At 75.4% G+C, this 21,055-nt stretch carries 21 protein-coding genes and 1 pseudogene; 12 read left to right on the top strand and 10 right to left on the bottom strand.

Going from position 1 to position 21,055, the window contains the following annotated elements; all coding sequences use genetic code 11:
• Positions 1-4: 4 nt before the first annotated feature.
• Positions 5-910 (bottom strand): EamA family transporter, encoded by a 906-nt coding sequence (locus ACWPXV_RS12510; RefSeq protein WP_454085519.1) that lies wholly within the window; start codon positions 908-910, stop codon positions 5-7.
• Between the two features lie 100 nt (positions 911-1,010).
• Between ACWPXV_RS12510 and ACWPXV_RS12505 the strand changes: the two genes are divergently transcribed.
• A complete protein-coding gene (locus ACWPXV_RS12505; protein ID WP_454085518.1) occupies positions 1,011-2,432 on the top strand; it encodes an Nramp family divalent metal transporter in 1,422 nt (473 codons plus the stop codon).
• Here ACWPXV_RS12505 and ACWPXV_RS12500 read toward each other — a convergent pair.
• Positions 2,393-3,358 carry a helix-turn-helix transcriptional regulator gene (locus tag ACWPXV_RS12500; RefSeq protein WP_454085591.1) on the bottom strand — a complete coding sequence of 322 codons (966 nt, stop codon included), beginning with the start codon at positions 3,356-3,358 and terminating at the stop codon, positions 2,393-2,395. The genes ACWPXV_RS12505 and ACWPXV_RS12500 overlap by 40 nt on opposite strands.
• Positions 3,359-3,464: 106 nt before the next feature.
• Between ACWPXV_RS12500 and ACWPXV_RS12495 the strand changes: the two genes are divergently transcribed.
• The 5 genes from ACWPXV_RS12495 (at position 3,465) to ACWPXV_RS12475 (ending at position 6,663) form a co-directional block, all read left to right on the top strand.
• Entirely contained in the window at positions 3,465-3,662 is a 198-nt protein-coding gene (locus tag ACWPXV_RS12495) for a hypothetical protein (RefSeq protein ID WP_454085517.1), read from the top strand.
• A 57-nt stretch (positions 3,663-3,719) separates the two neighbouring features.
• Positions 3,720-4,298, top strand: a complete 579-nt coding sequence (locus ACWPXV_RS12490) for a winged helix-turn-helix domain-containing protein (RefSeq protein WP_454085516.1) — start codon at positions 3,720-3,722, stop codon at positions 4,296-4,298.
• A 146-nt stretch (positions 4,299-4,444) separates the two neighbouring features.
• Positions 4,445-5,689, top strand: a complete 1,245-nt coding sequence (locus ACWPXV_RS12485; protein WP_454085515.1) for an MFS transporter — start codon at positions 4,445-4,447, stop codon at positions 5,687-5,689.
• Between the two features lie 14 nt (positions 5,690-5,703).
• Positions 5,704-5,847, top strand: a complete 144-nt coding sequence (locus ACWPXV_RS12480) for a hypothetical protein (RefSeq protein WP_454085514.1) — start codon at positions 5,704-5,706, stop codon at positions 5,845-5,847.
• A gap of 138 nt (positions 5,848-5,985) precedes the next feature.
• Complete coding sequence (locus ACWPXV_RS12475) at positions 5,986-6,663, top strand: DedA family protein (RefSeq protein ID WP_454085513.1); 678 nt, start codon at positions 5,986-5,988, stop codon at positions 6,661-6,663.
• A gap of 5 nt (positions 6,664-6,668) precedes the next feature.
• On the opposite strand, the gene ACWPXV_RS12470 is transcribed toward ACWPXV_RS12475, so the two are convergent.
• The gene (locus ACWPXV_RS12470) at positions 6,669-7,130 is read right to left on the bottom strand and encodes a GNAT family N-acetyltransferase (RefSeq protein WP_454085512.1); all 462 of its coding nucleotides are present in this window, start codon (positions 7,128-7,130) and stop codon (positions 6,669-6,671) included.
• 82 nt (positions 7,131-7,212) lie between these two features.
• Here ACWPXV_RS12470 and ACWPXV_RS12465 point away from each other — a divergent pair, with 82 nt between their 5' ends.
• Entirely contained in the window at positions 7,213-7,713 is a 501-nt protein-coding gene (locus ACWPXV_RS12465; RefSeq protein WP_454085511.1) for a helix-turn-helix domain-containing protein, read from the top strand.
• Between the two features lie 137 nt (positions 7,714-7,850).
• Here the strand turns inward: ACWPXV_RS12465 and ACWPXV_RS12460 are convergent, their stop codons facing one another.
• The 4 genes from ACWPXV_RS12460 to ACWPXV_RS12445 form a co-directional block, all read right to left on the bottom strand.
• On the bottom strand, positions 7,851-8,747 hold the full coding sequence (locus tag ACWPXV_RS12460) for a D-hexose-6-phosphate mutarotase (RefSeq protein WP_454085510.1): 897 nt from the start codon (positions 8,745-8,747) through the stop codon (positions 7,851-7,853).
• 42 nt (positions 8,748-8,789) lie between these two features.
• Positions 8,790-9,011 (bottom strand): CDGSH iron-sulfur domain-containing protein, encoded by a 222-nt coding sequence (locus ACWPXV_RS12455; protein ID WP_454085509.1) that lies wholly within the window; start codon positions 9,009-9,011, stop codon positions 8,790-8,792.
• Positions 9,008-10,072, bottom strand: a complete 1,065-nt coding sequence (locus ACWPXV_RS12450; protein WP_454085590.1) for an iron-containing redox enzyme family protein — start codon at positions 10,070-10,072, stop codon at positions 9,008-9,010. Before ACWPXV_RS12450 ends, ACWPXV_RS12455 begins: the two co-directional genes overlap by 4 nt.
• 99 nt (positions 10,073-10,171) lie before the next feature.
• Complete coding sequence (locus ACWPXV_RS12445; protein WP_454085508.1) at positions 10,172-11,086, bottom strand: PfkB family carbohydrate kinase; 915 nt, start codon at positions 11,084-11,086, stop codon at positions 10,172-10,174.
• Between the two features lie 246 nt (positions 11,087-11,332).
• Here ACWPXV_RS12445 and ACWPXV_RS12440 point away from each other — a divergent pair, with 246 nt between their 5' ends.
• Positions 11,333-11,701, top strand: a complete 369-nt coding sequence (locus ACWPXV_RS12440; protein ID WP_454085507.1) for a transferase — start codon at positions 11,333-11,335, stop codon at positions 11,699-11,701.
• A 48-nt stretch (positions 11,702-11,749) separates the two neighbouring features.
• On the opposite strand, the gene ACWPXV_RS12435 is transcribed toward ACWPXV_RS12440, so the two are convergent.
• The gene (locus tag ACWPXV_RS12435; RefSeq protein WP_454085506.1) at positions 11,750-13,879 is read right to left on the bottom strand and encodes an LLM class flavin-dependent oxidoreductase; all 2,130 of its coding nucleotides are present in this window, start codon (positions 13,877-13,879) and stop codon (positions 11,750-11,752) included.
• 2 nt (positions 13,880-13,881) lie between these two features.
• Positions 13,882-14,775, bottom strand: a pseudogene (locus tag ACWPXV_RS12430) (LLM class flavin-dependent oxidoreductase); the annotation flags it as partial.
• 87 nt (positions 14,776-14,862) lie between these two features.
• On the opposite strand from ACWPXV_RS12430, the gene ACWPXV_RS12425 reads away from it, so the two are divergent.
• Positions 14,863-15,777: a glycosyltransferase family 2 protein gene (locus tag ACWPXV_RS12425; RefSeq protein WP_454085505.1), complete on the top strand. Its 915-nt coding sequence runs from the start codon at positions 14,863-14,865 to the stop codon at positions 15,775-15,777.
• Between the two features lie 95 nt (positions 15,778-15,872).
• On the opposite strand, the gene ACWPXV_RS12420 is transcribed toward ACWPXV_RS12425, so the two are convergent.
• Positions 15,873-17,333 carry an aldehyde dehydrogenase family protein gene (locus ACWPXV_RS12420; RefSeq protein ID WP_454085504.1) on the bottom strand — a complete coding sequence of 487 codons (1,461 nt, stop codon included), beginning with the start codon at positions 17,331-17,333 and terminating at the stop codon, positions 15,873-15,875.
• 97 nt (positions 17,334-17,430) lie between these two features.
• On the opposite strand from ACWPXV_RS12420, the gene ACWPXV_RS12415 reads away from it, so the two are divergent.
• The 3 genes from ACWPXV_RS12415 to ACWPXV_RS12405 all read left to right on the top strand — a co-directional run.
• Complete coding sequence (locus ACWPXV_RS12415) at positions 17,431-19,125, top strand: carbamoyltransferase family protein (protein WP_454085503.1); 1,695 nt, start codon at positions 17,431-17,433, stop codon at positions 19,123-19,125.
• Positions 19,122-20,636, top strand: a complete 1,515-nt coding sequence (locus tag ACWPXV_RS12410; RefSeq protein ID WP_454085502.1) for an HAD-IIIA family hydrolase — start codon at positions 19,122-19,124, stop codon at positions 20,634-20,636. Before ACWPXV_RS12415 ends, ACWPXV_RS12410 begins: the two co-directional genes overlap by 4 nt.
• Positions 20,633-21,055, top strand: a 423-nt coding sequence (locus ACWPXV_RS12405; protein ID WP_454085501.1) for a glycosyltransferase family 9 protein, incomplete at its 3' end; no start/stop codon positions are given. The genes ACWPXV_RS12410 and ACWPXV_RS12405, both read left to right, overlap by 4 nt.

The raw sequence follows: 21,055 nt of genomic DNA, 5'->3' as shown, positions 1-21,055 counted from the left end.
ATCGTCACCCAGCGGTCGGTGGGGCGGACGGGCCGTCCTCGCTCGGACGCGGTGTCACGGCGCGCGCCCCGCTCGTCGCCCCGGCGGTGGCGACGGCGACGAGCGCGATGCCGACGAGCTCGAGCCGCCCGAGCCGCTGGCCGAGGACGAGCCAGCCCGCCAGGGCCGCGATGACCGGGTACAGGCTCATCATCACCGCGAAGTTCCCCGCCGTGACCCGGCGCATCGCGGCCATCTCCAGGGAGTAGGGGATGACCGAGGAGAGCAGCGCGACGGCCGCTCCGAGCGCGAGGACCCGCGGGTCGAGGAGCGCAGCTCCCGCGGTGCCCACGCCGAGCGGGACGGCGACGACGGCGCCCACCGCGAGCGCCAGGGCCAGCCCCTGCGCGCCGGTGAAGGCGCGGGCCACCCGGGCGCCGACGGCGACGTAGGCGGCCCACGCGGCCGCCGCGCCCAGCGCGAGGAGGACACCGACCGGGTCGAGGCCGCTGACGCTCCCCCCGCCGAGCGCGGCGACGCCGACGAGCGCGAGGACCGCCCACAGGAGGTTGCGCAGGCGCCGGCCGAGGACGACGTAGAGGGTGAGCGGGCCGAGCACCTCCAGCGTCACCGCCGGACCCAGCGGGATCCGGTCGATCGCGTGGTAGAGCAGGCTGTTCATCGCGACGAGCGCCAGCCCGAAGGCGACGACGAGCGCCCAGTCCCGCCGGGTGCGGCCGCGGAGCGACGGACGCAGGACGGCGAGGAGGATGAGGGCCGCGAAGGCCAGGCGCAGCGCGACGACCCCGGAGGGCCCCGCCGCGGGGAACACGAGAGCCGCCACGGCCGAGCCGAACTGCACCGACACGGCGGCCCCGAGCACGAGCGGGGCGGCCGGCCCAGGCACGAGGGGACCGCGCGACTCGCTCACCGCTGCACCGTACCCCTCGCCCGCCGCGCCCCCGCACCGTGGAGGAGCGGGTGTCCACGGTCGGTCCTACTGTGTGCGCAGGACCGACGAAGGGGGTGTCATGGCCGACCGACCCGCACCTGCGCCCGAGGCCTCGGTCGCCGTCGGGGACCCGTACCGCTTGGATCCCGACGGCGTGCGCGAACCGCCCACGACGTGGCGCGGCTCGCTGCGCTTCTTCGGCCCCGGCCTCATCGTCTCGGCGTCCATCGTCGGCGCCGGGGAGCTCATCACCGCGACGGCCCTGGGGGCCGAGGCCGGCTTCGTCCTGCTCTGGCTCGTCATCTTCTCCACCCTCGTCAAGGTCGCCGTCCAGGTGGAGATGGCCCGCTACTCCATCGTCACCGGGCTGGGCGGGATGGAGGGCTACACGCGGGTCCCGCCGCGGGTGGGCAACATCGGCTGGGTCTTCGTCATGTGGGCCCTCATGGCGGTCTCCAAGCTCATCCAGACCGGTGGGCTCATCGGCGGCATGGCCGCCGCGCTGAGCATCCTCCTGCCCATCGGGTCCGGCCCCCTCGAGCCGACGTCCCTGACGATCTGGGCGGTCGTCGTCACCGTGCTCGCGATCGTCACGCTGTACTCCAACAGGTACAACCTCATCGAGAAGGTCGCCGTCTTCCTCACGATGACCTTCGTCGTCGTCACCCTCGTCATCGCCCTGGGCCTGCCCGCCACCGAGTACGCCTACTCCGCGGGGGACCTCGCCTCCGGCCTGTCCCTGTCCCTCCCGGCGGGTGCCGTCGGCGTCGCCGTCGCGATGTTCGGGCTCACCGGCGTCGGCTCCGAGGAGATCACCGCCTACACCTACTGGTGCCTGGAGAAGGGCTACGCCCGCTGGTCGGGTCCCAACGACGGCTCGGCCGACTACCGGCGCCGTGCCCGCGGGTGGATCGCCGTCATGCAGCGCGACGCGATCGTCGCCTGGGTGATCTACACGGTGAGCACGATGTCCTTCTACGTCATGGGCGCCGCCGTGCTCCATCCCCAGGGCCTCGCGCCCGAGGGCAACGACATGATCGAGGTGCTCTCGCACACCTACGAGAGCGTGCTCGGGGAGTGGGGCCGGATCCTCTACCTCGTCGGTGCCCTGGCGGCACTCGGCTCGACGATCTGGGCGGCGGTGCCCTCGTGGTCGCGGTCGTGGGCGAACGCGCTGAGCATCGTCGGGGTCTTCGACTGGGCCGACGCCCGCCGGCGCAACCGCTGGATGCGGGTCTTCATCGTCGCGCTGCCGCTGGTCTGGCTGCTCACCTACCTGTGGATCTCCTCGCCCTTCGTCATGATCCTCGTCGGCGGGGTGGCCGGCGGTATCTTCCTCGCGGCCGTCGCCGTCGCGGCCTGGTACCTGCGCTCGCGGTACGTCGAGCCGGAGCTACGCGGCGGGCGCTTCGCCGTGACGGCGCTCGCGGTGAGCGGCGTGGCGATCCTCCTGCTCGGCGTCTACTCCGCGCTCAGCGCCACCGGGCTCGTCTCCGTCTGAGCCGTCGCCGCCCGGGCCAGGCGCGCCGAGACCTCCCGCAGGTGGTGGCGCAGCGCCTCGGGCGACTCGACGACGAAGTCGGCCTCGAGCTGGGCCAGGGCGGAGGCCAGCCACTGGACGCTGTCACCGTCGAGGAGCAGCCGGCAGCTCGTCGCGTCGACCGGCCGGACCTCCCCCTCACCCGCCCAGCGCCGCATGACCTCGCTGTCGGCGGGCTCGTGGACGAGGACGACGGCCTTCTCCTGCCACAGGTCGCGCACCCGCCCGAGGAGGTAGGAGCCGGCGTCGTCCCCGGGCAGCTGGCGCGGGGTGAAGCGGCGGCCGAGGGGGATGCGCGGGCGGAGCCGGTCGACGCGGAAGGTGCGCCAGTCCTCCCGGTGCACGTCCCAGGCGACGAGGTACCAGCGACCGGTCCAGGTGACCAGGCCGTAGGGCTCGACCTCGCGCAGGGACTCGGTGCCGTCGCCGCGCACGTAGTCGAAGCGCAGGCACACGTGGTCGCGGCAGGCGCCGGCCACGGTCATGAGGACCTCCGGCTCGACGAGGGACGGGCCGGGGAGGTGGACGACGCTCGCCCCCAGCCGCTGCACGCGCGTGCGGAGCCGGGAGGGCAGCACCTGCTCGAGCTTGCCCAGCGCCCGCTGCGCCGCCTCGCCGACGCCGTGGACGTTGCTGCTCGCGGCGGTGGTGAGCGCGATCGCGGCGGCCACCGCCTCGTCGCTGAGGAACTGCAGCGGGGGCAGCCGGCCGCCGTCGCCGAGCCGGTACCCGCCGCCCTTGCCCTTGACGGCGTGGACCGGGTAGTCGAGCTCGCGGAGCTTGTCGACGTCCCGGCGCAGGGTGCGGTCGCTGACGCCGAGGCGCTCGGCGAGCTCGCTGCCCGGCCACTCGCGCCGCAGCTGGAGAAGGCTGAGGAGCTCGAGCATGCGCCGTGAGGAGTCCACGTCCACATCATGGCGGGAGCAGCGGACACCCGGTGTCCGGTACGCCTCCTAGCGTGGGGAATGTCCGTTTCGCCTGGAGGGACGTCCCATGGACCCGCACCTGCTCGACAGCTTCGCCGCCCACAGCGTCGGCACGACTCTCGACGACTTCACCCGTCGCCAGCGCGTCCCGGCCGACCGTGCCCGTCGCTCACCGGCACGCCGCCACCGCGCCACCCTGGCCGTGAGCACCACGCTGGGTGTCGCTGCCCCGACCCTGACCGCCGTCGCCCTCGCCACCCGCTGACGGGGGCGACGGCGATGACACAAGGTTCCTTGCGCAAGGTGCGCCTAAGGTGGCCGCATGGCAGCGCGCGAGCAGCAGCTCATCAACGAGCCCGAGCGCATCCGCGCGCTCTCCCACCCCCTGCGGCTGCGTCTGCTCGACCTCCTCGGGGAGCGCACCGAGCTCACCGCCACCGAGTGCGCCGAGCTCACCGGGGAGTCCGTGGCGAGCTGCTCCTTCCACCTGCGGATGCTCGAGAAGTACGGCTTCATCGAGCGCGCGGAGGCGCGTGGCCGGGAGAAGCCCTGGAGGGCCGTCTCCCGCGGCGGCTACGCCACGGAGATCGACCCCGAGGTCCCGGGCTCGGTCCAGGCGACCGTCGAGCTGGCCCGCCTCACCTTCGAGCAGCGCGCCCAGGGGCTGTGGGCGGCGGTGGAGCGGCTCAGCGAAGAGCCGCCGGAGTGGCTCGAGGCGACCCGGCTCATGGGCGGGAGCTTCTGGGCCACCGCGGCCGAGGCCGCGGAGGTGGCTGACCAGATCCAGGAGCTGCTCGCGCGCTTCGACGAGCGGGACGACCCCGCTCAGCGCCCCGAGGGCGCGCGCCGCGTGCGCGTCATGTCGACGATCTTCTCCGAGCCGCCCACGCCGCAGGCCTGAGGGCCTCGCTCCCGCCTCCTCCGCACGCGGTGGGGGCTGTGGCACGCCCTCGTCCCGACCGCGCAACACATCTTGTGCAAGATGTCTTGTGCAAGGGTTCTTTAGCGTCTACTCTCGGTGGCATCAGCCGAGAGAAGGACGGACCGATGACCCAGCTCGCCACCACCCCGCAGCGTCGCCGCGGTCCGGCCGCGCTGAGTCGCCGCGGGTTCCGGCAGCTCACGGTCGCGTGGGTCTTCACCAACGCGGCCGACAGCGCCCTGTGGCTCATGCTCGCCGTCTGGGTCAAGGACCTCACCGGCTCGGACGGCGCCGCCGCCTCCGTCTTCGTCGCCCTCGGCCTGCCGACCCTCCTCGCCCCCTTCATCGGCCAGCTCGCCGACCGGGTGTCCCGCAGGTCGCTGCTGGCCGCGGGCAACGCGGTCATGGTGCCCGCGGTCCTCGCCCTCGCCCTCGTCCGGGACGCCGACGACGTCTGGCTCGTCTACGCCGTCACCTTCGTCTACGGCGCGATGGGCTACGTCACCGCGTCGGCGCAGTCCGGCCTCGTGCGCGACCTCCTCGACGACGACGAGCTGCCCGGCGGCAACGGTCTCCTCTCGACGGTGGACCAGGCCTTCCGTCTGGTCTCCCCGCTCCTCGGCACGGCGCTGTACGTGGCGGCCGGCCCGCTCGCCGTCATCGCGCTGACCGGGGCGTGCTTCGCGACCACCGCCGCGCTCCTCACCCGGGTCGAGGTCGTCGAGACACCGCCCGAGCCGTCGACGGGCGCCCGCTTCTGGTCCGAGCTGTCCCTGGGGCTGCGCCACCTGCTCGCCACCGCACCGCTCGGCGCGCTCACGGTGGCCCTCGCCGTCGCCACCGGGGCCACCGGCCTCGTCAACGTCGCCGTCTTCCCGCTCATGGAGCAGGGACTGGACGTGGACCCGGCCCTGCTCGGCGTCTTCGTCAGCCTCCAGGGCGTCGGAGCCGTCGTCGGCGGGCTCACCGCCGCCCGGGTCCTCGGCCGCCTCGGCGAGCCGCTGGCCGTCGCCCTCGGGCTCGGCACCATGGCGCTGGGCATGATGCCGCTGCTCCTCGTCGGGGCCCTCGACGCCCCCGCAGCCGTCACCCTCCCCCTCGCCGCGACGGGCCTCGCCGTCCTCGGGCTGGGCGTGCCGTGGGCGATCGTCGCCTTCATCACCCTGCGTCAGCGGATGACCCCGGCCCGGCTGCAGGGACGGGTGTCCGCGGCGACGAACATCGCGCTCAACCTGCCGCAGACCCTCGTCACGCTCGCTGCGGCGGCCGTCGTCGGCGTCGTCGACTACCGCGTCCTCGTCGCCGTCACCATCGCCGGCGTCCTCGCCGCCGGTGCGCTCGCCCTGCGCGCCGGCCGCCCGACCCACTGAGAGGAGGAACCGTCATGGAACCGCACCTGCTCCACGACCTCGCCGCCCACAGCTCGGGGCGCACGATGGCCGACTTCGCCCTCGTCCAGCACCTTGCCCCGAGCCGGCCTCGCAAGCCGCGCACGACCTTCGGCTGGCCCGGCCGCCGGCGCCGCTGACGAAAATCCGTTGTCCGCCGCGCGCGCCGGCCACCAGGCTGGGCGGGCGGCCCTGACCACGCCCCTGAGGGCACTCCAGGGTCGGACCAGGGTCACCCCGGATACCGACGACCCACCCGCTCACGATCTGCTGGAACCATGGTGGACCTCATCACCGCGCTGCCCGAGGCCTTCAGCCCCGTGCTCCTCGCCCTCACTGCCCTGCTCGCCCTGGCCGAGTCCGCTCTCGGCCTCGGGGTCCTGGTGCCGGGCGAGCTTGCCGTGCTCGTGCTCGGCGCGGCTGCGCAGACCCCGGTCCAGGTGGTCCTCGCGCTCGTCGTCGTCACGCTCGCGGCCTCGGCGGCCGACCACGTCGGCTACGTCGTCGGGCGCCGCTACGGCACCCAGCTCCGCGGGTCCCGCGTGGTGCGCCGGATGGGCACCGTGCACTGGGACGGTGCCGCGCGGCTGGCCCGACGGCGCGGCGCGACCGCGCTCGTCGTCAGCCGGCTGCTCCCCCTCGTCCGCACGCTCATGCCGGCCGCCGCGGGCGCCGCCCGGATGCGCTACGGCCGCTTCCTCGCCGGCTCGGTCGCGGGCAGCCTCCTGTGGGCCGCGCTGTGGCTCGCCGCCGGCGGCCTGGCCGGCCAGGCCCTGCCGGTCGTGGCGAGCTCGCTCGGCCGCGCGGGCTGGGTCGTGCTCGCGGCCGTCGTCCTCACCGCCGGCCTGCTCGTGCTGCACCGCCGGGCCAGGGCCCGCGCCGCGGCCCTCAGCGCACCCGAGCCGTGCCCGGCCGACCAGATGCTGACCGAGCGGGTGCTCGAGGGAGCCTGCTGAGCCCGTCAGCCGCCGAGCACGCGCACGAGCAGCAGCCCCGCACCGCCGTCGAGGGAGCGCAGCGCACCGGTGTCGCGGTAGCCGAGCCGCTCGTAGAGGCGGCGGGCGTCCCGGTTGTCCTCCGCGACGACGATCGCGGCCGCGGCGCCCCCGCGCTCGCAGACCCGCTGCTCGGCCGCGGCGACGAGCAGGCTCCCGATGCCCTCCCCGCGCCGCGCCGGCACGACCTCGAGCGACCCGATCTCCGGGACGGCCCCGTGGCCCTCGACGGGCACCCCGGTCCACCGGACGACGACGGTCCCCACCGGCTCCTCGCCGCACCAGGCGAGGAGGAAGGTGCGCCGGCCCGCGGCGGCGTTGGCGAGCTGCTGGGCGTGGTTCCCGGGCAGCGTGGCCTCGAGCAGCGGCAGTGCGTCCGGCGTCGCCTCGCGCACCTCCGTGTGTGCCTCAGTTCCACGCTCCCTCACAGGGGCCAGTGTGCACACCCCTGTCCCCATGTGCGTGCCCGGGCCACCGGCGCCAGCCGACAGGCGGGGCACCGTGGGCGGCATGCGTGAGTACGAGCGCCCCGCGGAGCCTGTCCCCGTCGACGAGCAGGTCGGCCTTGCCCTCCGGGCCTACCGGCGCGAGCACAGCCTGAGTCAGCGGGCTCTGGCGGAGCTGGTGGGCGTCCCTCAGGCGACGATCGCGCGGGTCGAACGCTCAGCGCTGTCGTCCACGCTCGGCACCGTCGTGAGCCTGCTCGCCAGGTCCCCGTACTCGCTCGCAGTCGTCGACGCCGACGGGCATCCGGTCACGGCATGGGACGCCACTGACCTGCGGGCTCGCGACCGCTCGGGCCGCCGCTTCCCCGCGAACCGGGAGGTGCACAAGCTCCGCGTGGTCGCCGCCGGCGGCCCACAGTGGTGGGTGTTTCACGAGTTCCTCGGGACCGGGGCCTGCGGTCCTCAGCCCGAGTGGACTGCCGAGGGCTTCGTCGCCCCGGCCGGCACACGATACGGGCGCAAGCCGCGACCGAGAGCGCCGGGTGAGAAGCGGGGCTGGCTGTGAAGCGGCCGATCCGCCCGGGAAGGGGGCGTGTTCGCGGGACGTTAGATTGATCCGCCTGGTGGATCAATCTAACGTCCCCCGACAGAGTCCCCTTCCCGCCGCCGGGGGCGGTACCTGCCCGGCGGGAGGCGACCCGCCTACCGCGTGACGGCGTAGCGGGCGGTCATCGTGTGCCGCTCACCGGGCGCGAGGGAGATCGCGGCGGCGAGGGCGTTGGCGGTCTCGACGCACACCATCGAGGGCCACTCGTCGTCGCCGTAGTCGGGCATGGCGGCGGCCTTGTCCACCCACGGGTTCCACACGACGGTGTTGGCGGAGCCCTCCTTCTCGATCCCGATCCGGCGGCCGGCCGACTCGTCGACGACGACGGCGGTCCCGGTGCTGTCGTAGACGCGGTCCGTCTCGGCGGTGAAGGTGACGTCCCCGCGCTGGGTGACGTGGTCCGGTCCCCCGCCGGGGGCCTTGTCGAGGTAGGTGGCGCCGTCGAGGCCCTGGACCGTCGTCGTCCGGGCGTCGGCGACGGCGAGGTAGGTGTGGAGCGCCTCCTCGTAGGAGATCTCGCCCTCGCCGGTGTTCTCCACGGTCAGGGCCAGGGTGAGCTCGCGACCGAAGGTGACGGCGTAGGTGGCGGTGAAGGCGTGGGGCCAGGCCTGCGCGGCGGGCACACCGGCGGCGTCCGCGTCGGTGAGCTCGAGGGTGAGCGTGACCGCACCGCCGTCGTCCTCCTCGGCGGCGACGAGCCGCCACGGTGCCAGCCGCGCGAAGCCGTGCGGGGGCGGGGCGAGGCCGGGCTCGCGGCCGGCCCCGAACCACGGGAAGCAGATCGGGACGCCGCCGCGGATCGCCTCGCCCGGGACGAAACGGGACGCGTTGCTCACCCACAGGACGGGGTCGGCCCCCGCGGGTGTCCACGCGGTGACGTGCGCGCCGTGGAGGTAGACCTCCCCGGTGGCGAGGGCGGTGGCCACCCGCAGGATGGGCAGGCCGCCCTCCCCCTCGGCGGCGGTGACGGAGTCGGGCAGCGCGATGCTCATGGCCCGACGCTACCGGCGCCCCGCCGTCGCCCGCTCGTGTTGTCAGGACTTGCCCGCGGGCTCCTCCGTGCAGAACCCCACGAGCTTGTGGCTGCCGTCGCACAGCGGCTTGATCGTCGAGGCCCCACAGCGGCACAGCGCCACCGTCTTGCGGGTGCGGGGCATCGCCCGGCCCTCGACGTCGAGGATCGTCACGTCCCCGCGCACGATGAGCGGGCCGTTGGGGTAGGCGGTGATCGTCACGCCCTCCTCCCGGTCCGTCATGCGGCGTCCTCGACGGTCAGCGGGCGGACGAGGGAGGAGGTCCCGGCCTTCCACGCCTGGAGGATGTGGTCGCCCATCGCGCCGTCGACGGCGAGGCACGCAGCCGCGCCGAACATGATGTCGGCGGTGAGCTCGGGGCGGTCCTCGGCCAGCGCGCCGGCGAGGTCGCGGGCGGCGATCTGCTCGTGGACGGCGTCGGCCTCGACGTGCTCGTCGAAGTAATGGGTGACCTCCTCGGGGATGCCGTGGCGGCGCATCCCGTCGGCGTAGAGGCGGCAGGGGATCGAGGCGGTCATCTCGTAGGCGGTGAGGTGCCCGACGATCGCGCCGAGGAAGCGGCGGCTGAGCGCGAACATCGACATGACGTTGAAGGAGGCGAGGGTGATCGCGGGAACGTGGTCGACGTAGGTGCCGTACTCCGCGCTCAGCCCCATCCCGCGCAGGGTGGCGGCGTAGATCGACTGGTGGACGCGGTCGGGGTGGCCACCGCCGTACTCGTCGGCCTGGATCTCCACGAGCGCGGCCTTGGCGCGGCCGGTGAGCCGCGGGATCGCCCAGGTGTGGGGGTCCGCCTCGCGCAGCGTGTAGACGCTGCGCTGGACGAGCATCTCGACGATCTGCTCGTAGCTCGCCTTCTTCGCCACGAACTTGGCCAGCGACGGGCCGCTCGGCTCGGCCGTGAGGGCGAAGAGCGCGTCGGCGACGGCGGAGACCCGCGGTTCCGGGGTGGGCGGCACGGTCACCTGCTCCCGCAGGGCGGCCTCGAAGGCGTCCTCAAGGTCGGTGCGCAGCCGCACGAGCTCGGGGGTCCACTCGTGTTCGGCGCCGAGCTGGTCGAAGGTGCCGTAGCTGAGGGCGTAGAGGAGGAAGAGGCTGAGCTGGATGTCGTCGTCACGCACGGCGTCGGTGGTGCGGGCGGCCGCGGCGCGGCCGAGGTTCTCCAGCGTCTCCGGGTCGGCCCCGCGGAGCAGCACGTCGAGGAGCGTCGCGCTCACCTCACCGCGTGGCGTCACGGGCAGCGCCGGCGTTCCCGTGACGGTTTCGGTCGGGGCGTACGACATCACGGCGCTGCTCAACTGGCGTTCTCCTTCGCGGGCTCCCGGGACCCTCCCCTGTCGCACGAGGTTGCCACCGGTCCCACCGGCCCGCACGTCGGACCGTCAGCCCGCGGCGGCGCGCTCGGCCTCCCGGGCGACCGCCGCGGCGTCGAGGTCCGGGCGCCCGCCGAGCCTGGTCACGGTGAGCGCGGCGGCGGCCGAGGCCCACCACCCCGCGGTCTCCGCGTCCGCGCCGTCGAGCAGGGCGCGCACCAGCCCCACGACGAAGGCGTCACCACCGCCCGTCGCGTCGACGGGGTCCTGCCCGAGCCGCGGGAAGACGCGTGCCCCGCCGCGCCAGGCGACGACGTTGCCGGCCTCCCCCGCACCGAGGGCGACGACGCCCGGCCCGCTCGCGACGAGCTCCCGGGCCGCGTCGAGGACGGCGTCCGTCCCCTCGGGGACCGTGCCGACGTAGGCGGCGAGCTCGTCGTCGTCCGCGCGCAGGACCGAGACCCCGTCCCAGACGTCGGCGAGCGCGTCGGGCTCGTCCGGTGCGCCGTCGAGGACGACGAGTGCACCCGCCGAGGCACCGAGGCGGACCGCCTCGGCGACGGCGTCGTCGGGCTGCTGGAGGTCGGCGACGACGGCGCGGGCGGCGCCGAGGAGCGGGGCGCCGGCGCGGACGTCCGCCGGGGCGAGCAGTGACCCGTCCGGCACGTGCTCGAGCAGCCGGTGGGTGGAGTCGGCCTCGACGACGCCGACGACGAGCGGTGTGGTGCCGCGGCGGACGACGCCGGAGACGTCGATCCCGTCCCGGCGGGCCTGCTCGAGGACGAGGTCGGCGGCGGCGTCCTGCCCGACCACGCCCACCAGGCCGGCGCTCAGCCCGAGCTGCCGGGCGCCGACGGCCTGGTTGGCGGCCCCGCCGAGCGTCTCGATCCGCGTCCCCACCGGCGCGGAGCCGCTGGCCGGCAGCTCCTCCACGGTCACGACGATGTCCCGGCAGACCAGCCCCACGACGACGACGTCGACCATCGCTCTCCCCTCGTCCGGCGACCACGCGCCGCCCGTCCCGGCCAGGGTGCGACACCGGGAACGCGTCCGCCAGCGCGGGAGCGCCGGTAGCCTCCGCTCTTGCTGCCGCCACGGTTCGTCGACGCGCTCGCCGGCACCGACGTAGGAGGCGAATCTCACAGCCAGGGCGGCCCCGCAGCTGGAATCCTGCGGCGGTCGCGCCCGTTGAGCCTAGTGACAGCAGGACCCGTACCCGGGAGGAGAACCGTGGCCCGCCGCAAGCATGTCGAGTTCGAGGACGACGACGGCACCATGCTGCGCTACGTCCAGCACCCCAACGGTGGTGGGCTCGTCGAGCGCGGCGCGAAGGTGCACCCGACCGCGTGGGTCGCGCCCACCGCCTACGTCGACCCCGGCGCCCGCGTCGGTGCCGAGGCGCACCTCGACGACGGTGCCTGGGTGGACCGCGAGGCCGTCGTCGCCGCCCGTGCCCGGATCGGCAAGAACACGCACGTCGGCCGGCGCGCCGTCGTCGGGCGTGGGGCGCGGCTGCGTGACGGCGCCAAGGTGGCCGGGGACGTCCGCGTGCCCGACTTCGCCGTCGTCGACCCCGACGCGTTCATCCGCGCCGCCTGACCAGACCAGCGTGCGGGGCCCGGGGACTTCCCGGGCCCCGCACGTCTGTCACGGGGCGATGTCGTGGTTGTCCCGGAAGACGCCGTCCGGGTCGTGGCGGCGCTTGATGGCGCGCAGGCGCTCGAGGTGCGCCGGCGGGTAGGCCTCGGTGAGCCGCTCGGGCCGCGGGTCGGTCTCGAAGCTCGGGTACAGCCCGACCGTGTGGTGGTGGATCCCGTCCCACACGGCGTCGAGGGTGCGGCGGCTGGACCCGAAGGCGACGACGGAGAAGTTCGCCGAGCGGTGCGCGAAGGCCGTGGCCTCGGGCGCGACGTCCCCGGTGGCGCCGCCCATCGCGCGGATCTGGAAGAAGAAGGTGTGCCCGGAGCGGACCAGCCGCTCCGCGTCGGCCGCGAACTGCGGCGTCACGTGCTCGAGCAGCCCCGAGCGGGTGACCGGCTCGCCCTGCCCGGCGTGCGCGGCCTCGGGCGTCGCGACGACCGCGGCGTAGGGCGCGACCTGGACGGACTGCCCCACGAGCGGGGCGATCTGCGCGAAGGGCTGGAGCATCGCGAGGATCGTCGCAGGGTCGGCGGAGTCGATGACGGTCGTCGTCTGCGCGACGAGCTGCCCGCCCCGCGGGGCGCCCATCATGAGGAAGCTCGTCAGCTCGCGCGGCGCGGCCTCGACGGCGGCGCCCCAGCGGGTGAGGAAGTCGGCGGTGTCGCTCGCGTCGAAGACGAGCTGGGCCACCCCGACGTCGCCGACCTCCGCGGCCTGCAGCTCGAAGGCGGTGACGACGCCGACGGTGAAGCCGGCGCCCCGGGCCGCCCAGAAGAGGTCGGGGTTCTCGTCCTCGCTCGCCCGGACGACGCTGCCGTCGGCGAGGACCATCTCCACCGCCCGGACGTGGTCGATCGTCAGGCCGTGGGCGCGGCCGAGGAAACCGATGCCACCCGTGGTCGCGAGGCCGCCGACACCCACGCCGCCGTAGTCGCCGGAGGTGATCGCCCAGCCGTAGGGCTGCAGGGCGGCGGCGACCTCGCCCCAGCGGGCGCCGGGGCCGAGGCGCACCAGCCGCTCGCCGTCGTCGAGCAGCTCGATGCGGTTCATCCGCGACAGGTCCAGGACGATGCCGCCGTCGTTGGTGGAGCGGCCGCTGATCCCGTGGCCGGCGCTGCGCAGCGAGAGCGGCACGTCCTGGGCGCGGGCGAAGCGCAGCGCCTGGCCCACCTCCTCGGCCGTGCCCGGGCGCAGCACGAGGCCGGGCGAGCCGCCGCGCAGGTAGGTGGAGCGGACGCTCGCGTACCGGGCGTCACCGGGCTCGACGGCGTGGCCGGCGAGCGCCGCGGGGACGTCGTCGTAGGCGATGCCCGGCCGGCGGGCGGCCCGGACGGCGCTGCTGCGCGTGGGGGCGGGCGCGGTGCCGCGGCGTTCCCGCTCCGCGGTGACGGCCGCGCGCAGGGCGGGGGCGAGCTCGCGGGCGAAGCGCTCGAGCGCTGCGGCGTCGTCGGTCGCGAGGAGGAGGGTGCCGACGCCGTCGTCGACGACGGCGGCGAGCAGGTCCGCGAGGCTGCCGGCGGCGTCGATGGTGAGGACGCGGCGGACCTCCCGCGGGTCGCGTCCGGCGGAGGTGGCGGCGACGTCCACGAGGGCGTTGCCGTCGCGCAGCGCGGCGGGAGTGGTGGCAGGCGGGACGACCCAGCCGTCCGCGGCGCGGCCGACGAGGTCGAGGGCCTCGCGTCCGCCGCCCGCGAGCCACACGGGGACCGTGTGCGCCGGTGCGGGGCCGCGCTGGGCTCCGGACAGCCGGTGGTGCTCGCCGCGGTAGGTCAGCGGCGTGGGGGCGGCGGCGTCCCAGGTGCCGCGGACGACGTCGACGACCTCCTCGAGCGCGCCGGCGGGCTCGCCGTCGAGGGCGAGGGTGAGGCGTCCGGCGCTGAGGAGGTCGAGGCTGGCGGCGGCCCGGGCGACGACGGCCGGGGGCCGCGCCGTCGTGCCGAGGGGGGCCGGGACCAGGCCGATGCGCCGGGTGCGGCCGGCGACCCAGGACAGGAGCGTCCAGGCCTCGTGGCCGGCGTCGCCGTCCGGGAGGGCGACGAGGTCGAGGCCGAGCTCCTCGGCGCGGACCGCGAGCGCGACGGAGGCCGTGGTCGCGGGGAGGAGGACGCCGAGCTGGAGGGGGTGTCCGTAGTCCATCAGGCGCGCTCCGCCGCGACGAGCTCACGGACGGCGGGGGCGACCTCCCGGCCGAGGACGGCGTAGGCGGAGGGGTCGTCGCCGTCGAGGATGAAGGCGCTGACGCCGTGCTCCAGGGCGAGGGCGGCGAGCTGCTCGGTCCACTGCTCGGGCGGGCCGACGAGGAGGCGCGAGCTGCGCTGGGCGGTGAGCTGCCCGCCGATGTTGAGGAGGCGGCGCACCGCGCGGCGGTCACGGCCGGCGGCCGTGGCGGCCTCGTCGATCGCCGCGTTGCCGTCCGCGAGGTCCTGCAGGCTCTTGAGGTAGGCGAGGGAGGGCAGCCAGCCGTCGGCCTGGCGGCCGACGAGCCGCAGCATGCGCGGCTTGTAGGCACCGACCCAGATGCCGATGTCGTGGGCGGGCGCGGGACCGCGCTTCGCGCCGTCGAGGCGGTGGTGCTCGCCGTCGAGGACGAGGCGCTCACGGGTGCTCGTGTCCCAGACGGCGCGGATGACGTCGATGCCCTCGCTGAGCGCGGTGACGCTCTCACCGGGCGTGAGTCGGGTGCCGCCCATCGCCTCGATGGCGTCCCAGAAGCCGCCGGCGCCCAGGCCGAGCTCCACCCGGCCGCCGCTGAGGAGATCGAGGCTGGCGGCGGCCCGGGCGAGCACGGCGGGCGGGCGCAGGGGCAGGTTGGCAACGTTCGGCGCGAGCCGGATCGTCTCCGTGCGCGCGGCGACGTAGGACAGCAGGGTCCACGTGTCGAGGAAGGCGGGCTGGTAGGGGTGGTCCTGGAAGGTGGCGAGGTCGAGGCCGGCGGCCTCCGAGGCTTGCGAAAGGGCGACGACCCGTTCGGGTGAGGCGTTGGTCGGCGTGATGAAGGAGCCGAAGAGGAGGTCGTGGCCGTAGTCCGTCATGCCGGGGCAACGCGGCGCCGTCGCGGCCCATTCCGCCGGGCTCGGCCCGCGGCGCCTCGCTCGCGCGAGGCGACGGGTGGGGCTCCAATGGGTGGCATGAGCGCACCCGGACCGGAGCCGCGTGTCGGCGTCGTCGTCATCACCCACAACCGGCGGACCGAGCTGGACCGCACCCTGCGCCTGCTGCGTGAGCTGCCCGAGGCGCCGCCGGTCGTCGTCGTCGACAACGGCTCGAGCGACGGGACGGCACAGGCGGTGCGCCGCGACCACCCGTGGGTGACGCTCCTCGAGAGCCGCCGGAACCTCGGCGCGGTCGGCCGCAACCTCGGCGTCCAGCTCCTCGACACCCCCTACGTCGCCTTCTGCGACGACGACACGTGGTGGGACCCGGGCAGCCTCGCGGCCGCGGCGGACGCCCTCGACGCCCACCCGGACGTCGCCGTCCTCACCGCGCGGATCGTCGTCGAGCCCGCCGGGACGGAGGACCCGATCGTCGCCGAGCTCCGCGACTCCCCCGTCCAGGGGCAGCGCCCGGGTCTGCCCGGGCCGGCGCTCGGCAGCTTCCTCGCGGGCGCGTCCGTCGTGCGGCGCACCGCGTTCCTCGGCGTCGGCGGCTTCCACCCGCGCCTGTGGCTCGGCGGCGAGGAGGAGCTCCTCGCCGCGGACCTCGCCGCCGTCGGGTGGGAGCTGTGCTACCTGTCCACCGCCACCGTCCACCACCAGGCCTCGACGGCGCGGGACACGACCAAGCGGCTGCGCGACGGCGTGCGCAACACCCTGTGGTTCACCTGGCTGCGCCGTCCGCTGCCCGCCGCCCTGCGCCGCACCGCGGTGGTGCTCGGCCAGCTGCGCTCGCGCCCAGCGCTCGAGGGCGTGCTCGCCGCGCTGCGCGGCGCGCCCTGGGTGCTCAGCGAGCGGCGGGTACTGCCCGCGCACGCCGAGGCGCACTTCCAGGCGCTCGAACGCTCCCAGCGCGAGTCGACCGCCCGCCGCTACGGCTAGCTACTCGAGTACGCACCGACCGTCACCCAGCGGCCCTCGGAAGGGCGCCGCGGTGACCGTCCGTGCGTACTCGGGCGGAAGGGGGGAAGGCGGGATCAGGCGCCCGGGGCCTCGAGGTGCACCGTCTTGAGGACGGTCATCTCGGTGAGCAGGTCCGGGCCGTAGCCGGCGCCGGTGCCGCTGTCGCGGCGCGGGTCGGCCGAGCCGCCCGGCGCGCCACCGAAGACGCCGTTCACCTTGACGGTGCCTACCTCCAGCTCCTCGGCGGCGTGCAGCGCGCGGCCGAGGTCCGGGGTGAGGACGGTGGCGGCCAGCCCGTACCGGCTCTCCCCCGCGAGCGCGAGGGCCGTGTCGAAGTCGGGCACGCGCACGATCGCGGCCACCGGCCCGAAGGTCTCCTCGGCGACGGCGTCCACGTCCGGCGGGCAGTGGTCGAGGACCGTGGGCGGGTAGAAGCTGCCCGGCCGGTCCAGCGGCGCGCCGCCGGTGACGCACCGGGCGCCGGCGTCCAGCGCCGCGCGCACGTGGCCGTCGACGACGGCACGCTGCTCGGCGTCAACGAGGGGACCGAGCGTCGTGGCCGGGTCGGCCGGGTCCCCGACGACGAGGTCGCGGGCGACGTCGGCGAGCTGGGAGACGACGGCGTCGGCGACGTCGTCGTGGACGTAGACGCGCTCGACGGAGGTGCAGATCTGCCCGGTGTTGGTGAAGGCGCCGGTCGCGATCTGCTCGGCCGCCCACCGCGGGTCGACACCGGAGTCGACGACGATCGCGTCCGCGCCGCCGTTCTCGAGGAGCACCTTCGCCCCGCGCCCCCCGGCGACGGCGGCGATGCGCCGGCCGGCCACCGTCGAGCCCACGTGCGCGACGAGGGCCACCCGCTCGTCGGCGACGAGCGCGGCACCGGTCTCGCCGTCGCCGTTGACGATGTTGAGGACCCCGGCGGGCAGCGCGTCGGCGATGAGCCGGGCCATCTCCCAGCCCGGCACTGCCGAGCGCTCCGAGGGCTTGTGCACCACGGTGTTGCCGGTGACGAGCGCGGCGGCCAGCAGGCCTGCGGCGGCCGGGAACGGGTCGTTCCAGGGGGTGATGACGGCGACGACGCCGCGCGGCTCGCGACGCACGACGTCCAGCGCCGCCGTGGCCCCGGCGAGCGTGCGGCCGGCCGGGCCGAGGCCCGTCGTCGCCGCCTCCTCCAGGAGGTCGGCGGCCACGGTGGCCGACTCGACCGACTGGCCGAGCAGCCGGCCGGTCGCCGCGGTGAGCAGCGCGCCGAGCCGGTCGGCGTCGGCGCGGACGGCGGCCGCGGCCGCGCGCAGCGCCGCCGCGCGCTCCGCCGGTGCCGTACGGCGCCAGTCAGAGCGTGCCCGCCAGGCGGCGTCGACCGCGGCGGACACCTCCTCCGCCGTCGCCGGCACGAGCGTCGACACCGCTCCCGAGCCGCTCGGGTCCTCACGGCGCAGGCGCCGCGACCCGGTGGCCTCCGCGACCCGTCCATCCACCAGGTGGACGGCGAGCTCTGCGGTGCGGACGGGGGCGGTCTCGGTGGTCGTCACGGGCGGGGCCTCCTTGTCGAAGTGCGAGAAGTGCTTCTCTCGGGCAGCGTGAGCAGCGAATCACCTATAGGTGACTTGGACCACCCAGGAGGCAGGTATGCGAGTTCTCGGCGTCAACGCGCTGTTCCACGACCCCTCGGCCACCCTCGTCATCGACGGCAAGGTGGTCGCCGCGGCCGAGGAGGAGCGCTTCAGCCGCCGCAAGCACGGCAAGCGTCCCGTGCCGTTCTCGGCCTGGGAGCTACCCGAGCTGGCGATGCGCTGGTGCCTCAAGGAGGCCGGCCTGGAGCCCAAGGACCTCGACGCCGTCGCCTACTCCTTCGACCCCTCCCTCGCGCGCCCGGCGCACGAGATGGGCCTGGACGACCCGTGGGACCACCTGCGCCTCACCTATGCCGAGCGTGCGCCGCAGTTCCTCGCCGCCACGCTGCCGGGCCTGGACCCCGAGAAGGTCGTCTTCGTCCCCCACCACGTCGCGCACGCCGCCTCCGGCGCCCTCGCCTCCCCGCACGCGAGCTCGAGCGTCCTCGTCCTCGACGGCCGCGGCGAGCACGCCTCCCACCTCGCCGGCCGCTACACCAGGGGGAAGCTCGAGACCCTCGCCGGGCAGCAGCTGCCCCACTCCCTGGGCCTGCTCTACGAGTCGCTCACCGAGCACCTCGGCTTCCTGCGCTCCTCCGACGAGTACAAGGTCATGGCCCTGGCCTCCTACGGCAAGCCGCGCTTTCTCGAGGAGCTGCGCGAGACCATCCACGCCACCGACGACGGCGGTTTCCAGGCCCCCGTCCCCGACTGGTCGCGGTGGGTGGAGCCGCGCGTCGACGACGGCACGTGGGGCGGCCCCCACGCCGACCTCGCCTGCTCGGTCCAGGCGCGCCTCGAGGAGGTCCTCGTCGACCTCGCGACCTGGCTCCACGAGCAGACCGGCGACACCGCCCTGACGATGGCGGGCGGCACCGCGCTCAACTGCGTGGCCAACTCCCGCATCTGGCGCGAGACCCCCTTCGAGGACGTGTGGGTCCAGCCCGCCGCCGGTGACGCCGGGACCTCGCTGGGTGCCGCCCTCCAGGTGGCGGCGGACCGCGGGGCCGAGCCGCGCCCGATCGCGGGCGCGGACCTGGGCCGCGCGTGGTCCGACGACGAGCTCGCGCAGTGGCTGACGACGGCGAAGGTCCCCTTCACCACCCCCGACGACCTGCCCGAGCAGGTGGCCGAGGTGCTCGCCGGCAACGGCGTCATCGCCTGGTTCGACGGCCGCAGCGAGTTCGGGCCGCGCGCGCTCGGCCACCGCTCCCTGCTCGCCCACCCGGGCCTGGAGGAGAACCTCGAGCGCATCAACGACGTCAAGGGCCGTGAGCAGTTCCGCCCCGTCGCACCCATGGTCCTCGCCGACCGCGCCGAGGAGATCTTCACCGACGGCCCCATCCCCAGCCCCTACATGCTCTTCGTCCACTCCGTGCGCCCGGAGTGGCGCCACCGGATCCCGGCCGCCGTCCACGTCGACGGCACCGCGCGCATCCAGACCGTCGACCCCGAGCGTCAGCCGCGCCTGGGCGCGACGATCGCGGCCTTCGCCGAGCGCACCGGCCTGCCCGTCGTCATCAACACGAGCCTCAACACGGCCGGGCGCCCGATGGTCGACGACCCCCGCGACGCGCTCGAGCTCTTCGGCTCCGCGCCGGTCGACCTCCTCGTCCTCGGTCCCCACCTCGTGCGGCGCTCCCAGCTCTTCGACGCCCACGAGGCGGCCGGGGCGGCGGTGACGGACGACGCCGCGGTGGCGGTCGCGTGAGCGACTACACCGTCGTCCTGCCGACCGTCGGCCGACCGTCCCTGCGGGAGGTCCTCACCGACCTGCTCCGCCAGGACGGACCGGCGCCGGCGCGCATCGTCCTCGTCGACGACCGCCCGCTGGACCGCACCGAGCCCCTCGACCTGCCCGACGCCGCCGTCCCCATCGACGTCCTGCGCTCGGGCGGCCGCGGCCCCGCCGCCGCCCGCAACGCGGGCTGGCGGGCTGCGACCACCGAGTGGGTCGCCTTCCTCGACGACGACGTGCGCCTCCCCGCCGGCTGGGCCACCCGGCTGGCCGCGGACCTCGCGGCCGCCGGGCCACAGGCGGGCGCCACGCAGGGCCGGATCACCCCCCCCCTGCCCGAGCACCGCCGGCCCACCGACTGGGAGCGCAACACCGCGGGGCTGGAGACGGCCCTGTGGGCGACGGCGGACATGGCCTACCGCCGCGCCGCCCTCGCCGCGGTCCACGGTTTCGACGAGCGCTTCCCCCGCGCCTACCGGGAGGACGCCGACCTCGCCCTGCGCGTGACGCAGGCCGGCTGGGAGCTGGTCCGCGGCGAGCGCGAGATCCTCCACCCGGTCCGTCCCGCGGACGACGCCGTGAGCCTGCGCATGCAGGCGGGCTCGGCCTCCGACTCGCTCATGCGGGCGCTGCACGGCCCCACCTGGCGGGAGATCGGCGGGACCGGGCGGGGCCGCTTCCGGTGGCACGTCGCCACCGTGGCCGCCGGGAGCGCCGCCGCGCTCCTCGCGGCTGCCGGTCGTCGTCGCGCCGCCACCGTGGCCGCCACGACGTGGGCGGGACTCACCATCGACTTCGCCGCGCGCCGCATCGCGCCCGGGCCCCGCCCGGGCGAGGAGGGCTGGGCCGCGGAGTGGCGCCGGATGGCGTGGACGAGCGTGGCCATCCCGTGGTCGGCGGTGTGGCACCGGCTGCACGGGGCGGCCCGCTTCCGCGACGTGCCCGCGTGGCCGCCGCCGGTGCGCGCCGCCCTGCTCGACCGCGACGGCACGATCGTCGAGGACGTCCCGTACAACGGGGACCCGGCCAAGGTCCGGACCGTGGCCGGCGCCGCGGAGTCGCTGCGTCGGCTGCGCGCGGGCGGTCTGCTCATCGGGATGGTGACCAACCAGTCGGGCGTCGCCCGCGGCCTCATCGCGGCCGAGGACGTCGGCCGGGTCAACGAGCGCGTCCAGGACCTCCTCGGCTCCTTCGACGTCGTCGAGCACTGCCCGCACGGCCCCGAGGACGGCTGCACCTGCCGCAAGCCCGGCCCGGGGATGGTGCTGCGCGCCGCGCGTGCGCTGGGCGTCGAGCCGCACGAGTGCGTCGTCGTCGGGGACATCGGCGCCGACGTCGGTGCCGCCCGGGCCGCGGGCGCTCGCGCCGTCCTCGTCCCTACGCCGGTGACCCGCGAGGAGGAGGTCGAGCAGGCCGAGCACGTCGCCGCGGACCTCTCCTCCGCCGTCGACCTCGTCCTCGCGATGGCGGGTGAGGACCAGTGACGACCCTCGCCGTGCGCCTCGACAACGACGGCGACGTCCTCCTCACCGGGCCCGCCGTCCGCGCCCTCGCCGCCCGCGACGACGTCGACCTCCTCGCCTCGCCCACCGGTGCCGCGGCCGCGCGGCTGCTGCCGGGGGTGCGGGACGTGCTCGTCGTCGCGGCCCCGTGGTCCGGCTACCGACCGCCGGCGGTCGACCCCGCAGCGATCGAGGAGCTCGTCGCGACCCTCGCGGGGCGCCGCTACGACCGGGCGGTCATCTTCACCTCCTTCCACCAGAGCCCGCTGCCGATGGCGCTGCTGGCGAAGATGGCGGGAATCGGGCACGTCGCCGCGACGAGCGTCGACTACCCCGGCTCGCTGCTCGACGTCCGCCACCAGCGTCCCGAGGGGCTGCACGAGGTCGAAGCAGCCCTCGAC

Source organism: Georgenia sp. Marseille-Q6866 (assembly GCF_965111665.1).
This window is presented reverse-complemented; position numbering and strand designations above follow the sequence as displayed.

What these genes read in the sequence shown, in the direction of transcription:
- ACWPXV_RS12435 (WP_454085506.1), bottom strand. Translation starts at nt 13,879, where the DNA reads ATGGACTACGGACACCCCCTCCAGCTCGGCGTCCTCCTCCCCGCGACC.
- ACWPXV_RS12490 (WP_454085516.1), top strand. Translation starts at nt 3,720, where the DNA reads ATGGCAGCGCGCGAGCAGCAGCTCATCAACGAGCCCGAGCGCATCCGC.
- ACWPXV_RS12500 (WP_454085591.1), bottom strand. Translation starts at nt 3,358, where the DNA reads ATGCTCGAGCTCCTCAGCCTTCTCCAGCTGCGGCGCGAGTGGCCGGGC.
- ACWPXV_RS12425 (WP_454085505.1), top strand. Translation starts at nt 14,863, where the DNA reads ATGGGTGGCATGAGCGCACCCGGACCGGAGCCGCGTGTCGGCGTCGTC.
- ACWPXV_RS12460 (WP_454085510.1), bottom strand. Translation starts at nt 8,747, where the DNA reads ATGAGCATCGCGCTGCCCGACTCCGTCACCGCCGCCGAGGGGGAGGGC.
- ACWPXV_RS12485 (WP_454085515.1), top strand. Translation starts at nt 4,445, where the DNA reads ATGACCCAGCTCGCCACCACCCCGCAGCGTCGCCGCGGTCCGGCCGCG.
- ACWPXV_RS12495 (WP_454085517.1), top strand. Translation starts at nt 3,465, where the DNA reads ATGGACCCGCACCTGCTCGACAGCTTCGCCGCCCACAGCGTCGGCACG.
- ACWPXV_RS12505 (WP_454085518.1), top strand. Translation starts at nt 1,011, where the DNA reads ATGGCCGACCGACCCGCACCTGCGCCCGAGGCCTCGGTCGCCGTCGGG.
- ACWPXV_RS12415 (WP_454085503.1), top strand. Translation starts at nt 17,431, where the DNA reads ATGCGAGTTCTCGGCGTCAACGCGCTGTTCCACGACCCCTCGGCCACC.
- ACWPXV_RS12475 (WP_454085513.1), top strand. Translation starts at nt 5,986, where the DNA reads ATGGTGGACCTCATCACCGCGCTGCCCGAGGCCTTCAGCCCCGTGCTC.
- ACWPXV_RS12455 (WP_454085509.1), bottom strand. Translation starts at nt 9,011, where the DNA reads ATGACGGACCGGGAGGAGGGCGTGACGATCACCGCCTACCCCAACGGC.
- ACWPXV_RS12445 (WP_454085508.1), bottom strand. Translation starts at nt 11,086, where the DNA reads ATGGTCGACGTCGTCGTCGTGGGGCTGGTCTGCCGGGACATCGTCGTG.
- ACWPXV_RS12465 (WP_454085511.1), top strand. Translation starts at nt 7,213, where the DNA reads ATGCGTGAGTACGAGCGCCCCGCGGAGCCTGTCCCCGTCGACGAGCAG.
- ACWPXV_RS12450 (WP_454085590.1), bottom strand. Translation starts at nt 10,072, where the DNA reads ATGTCGTACGCCCCGACCGAAACCGTCACGGGAACGCCGGCGCTGCCC.
- ACWPXV_RS12480 (WP_454085514.1), top strand. Translation starts at nt 5,704, where the DNA reads ATGGAACCGCACCTGCTCCACGACCTCGCCGCCCACAGCTCGGGGCGC.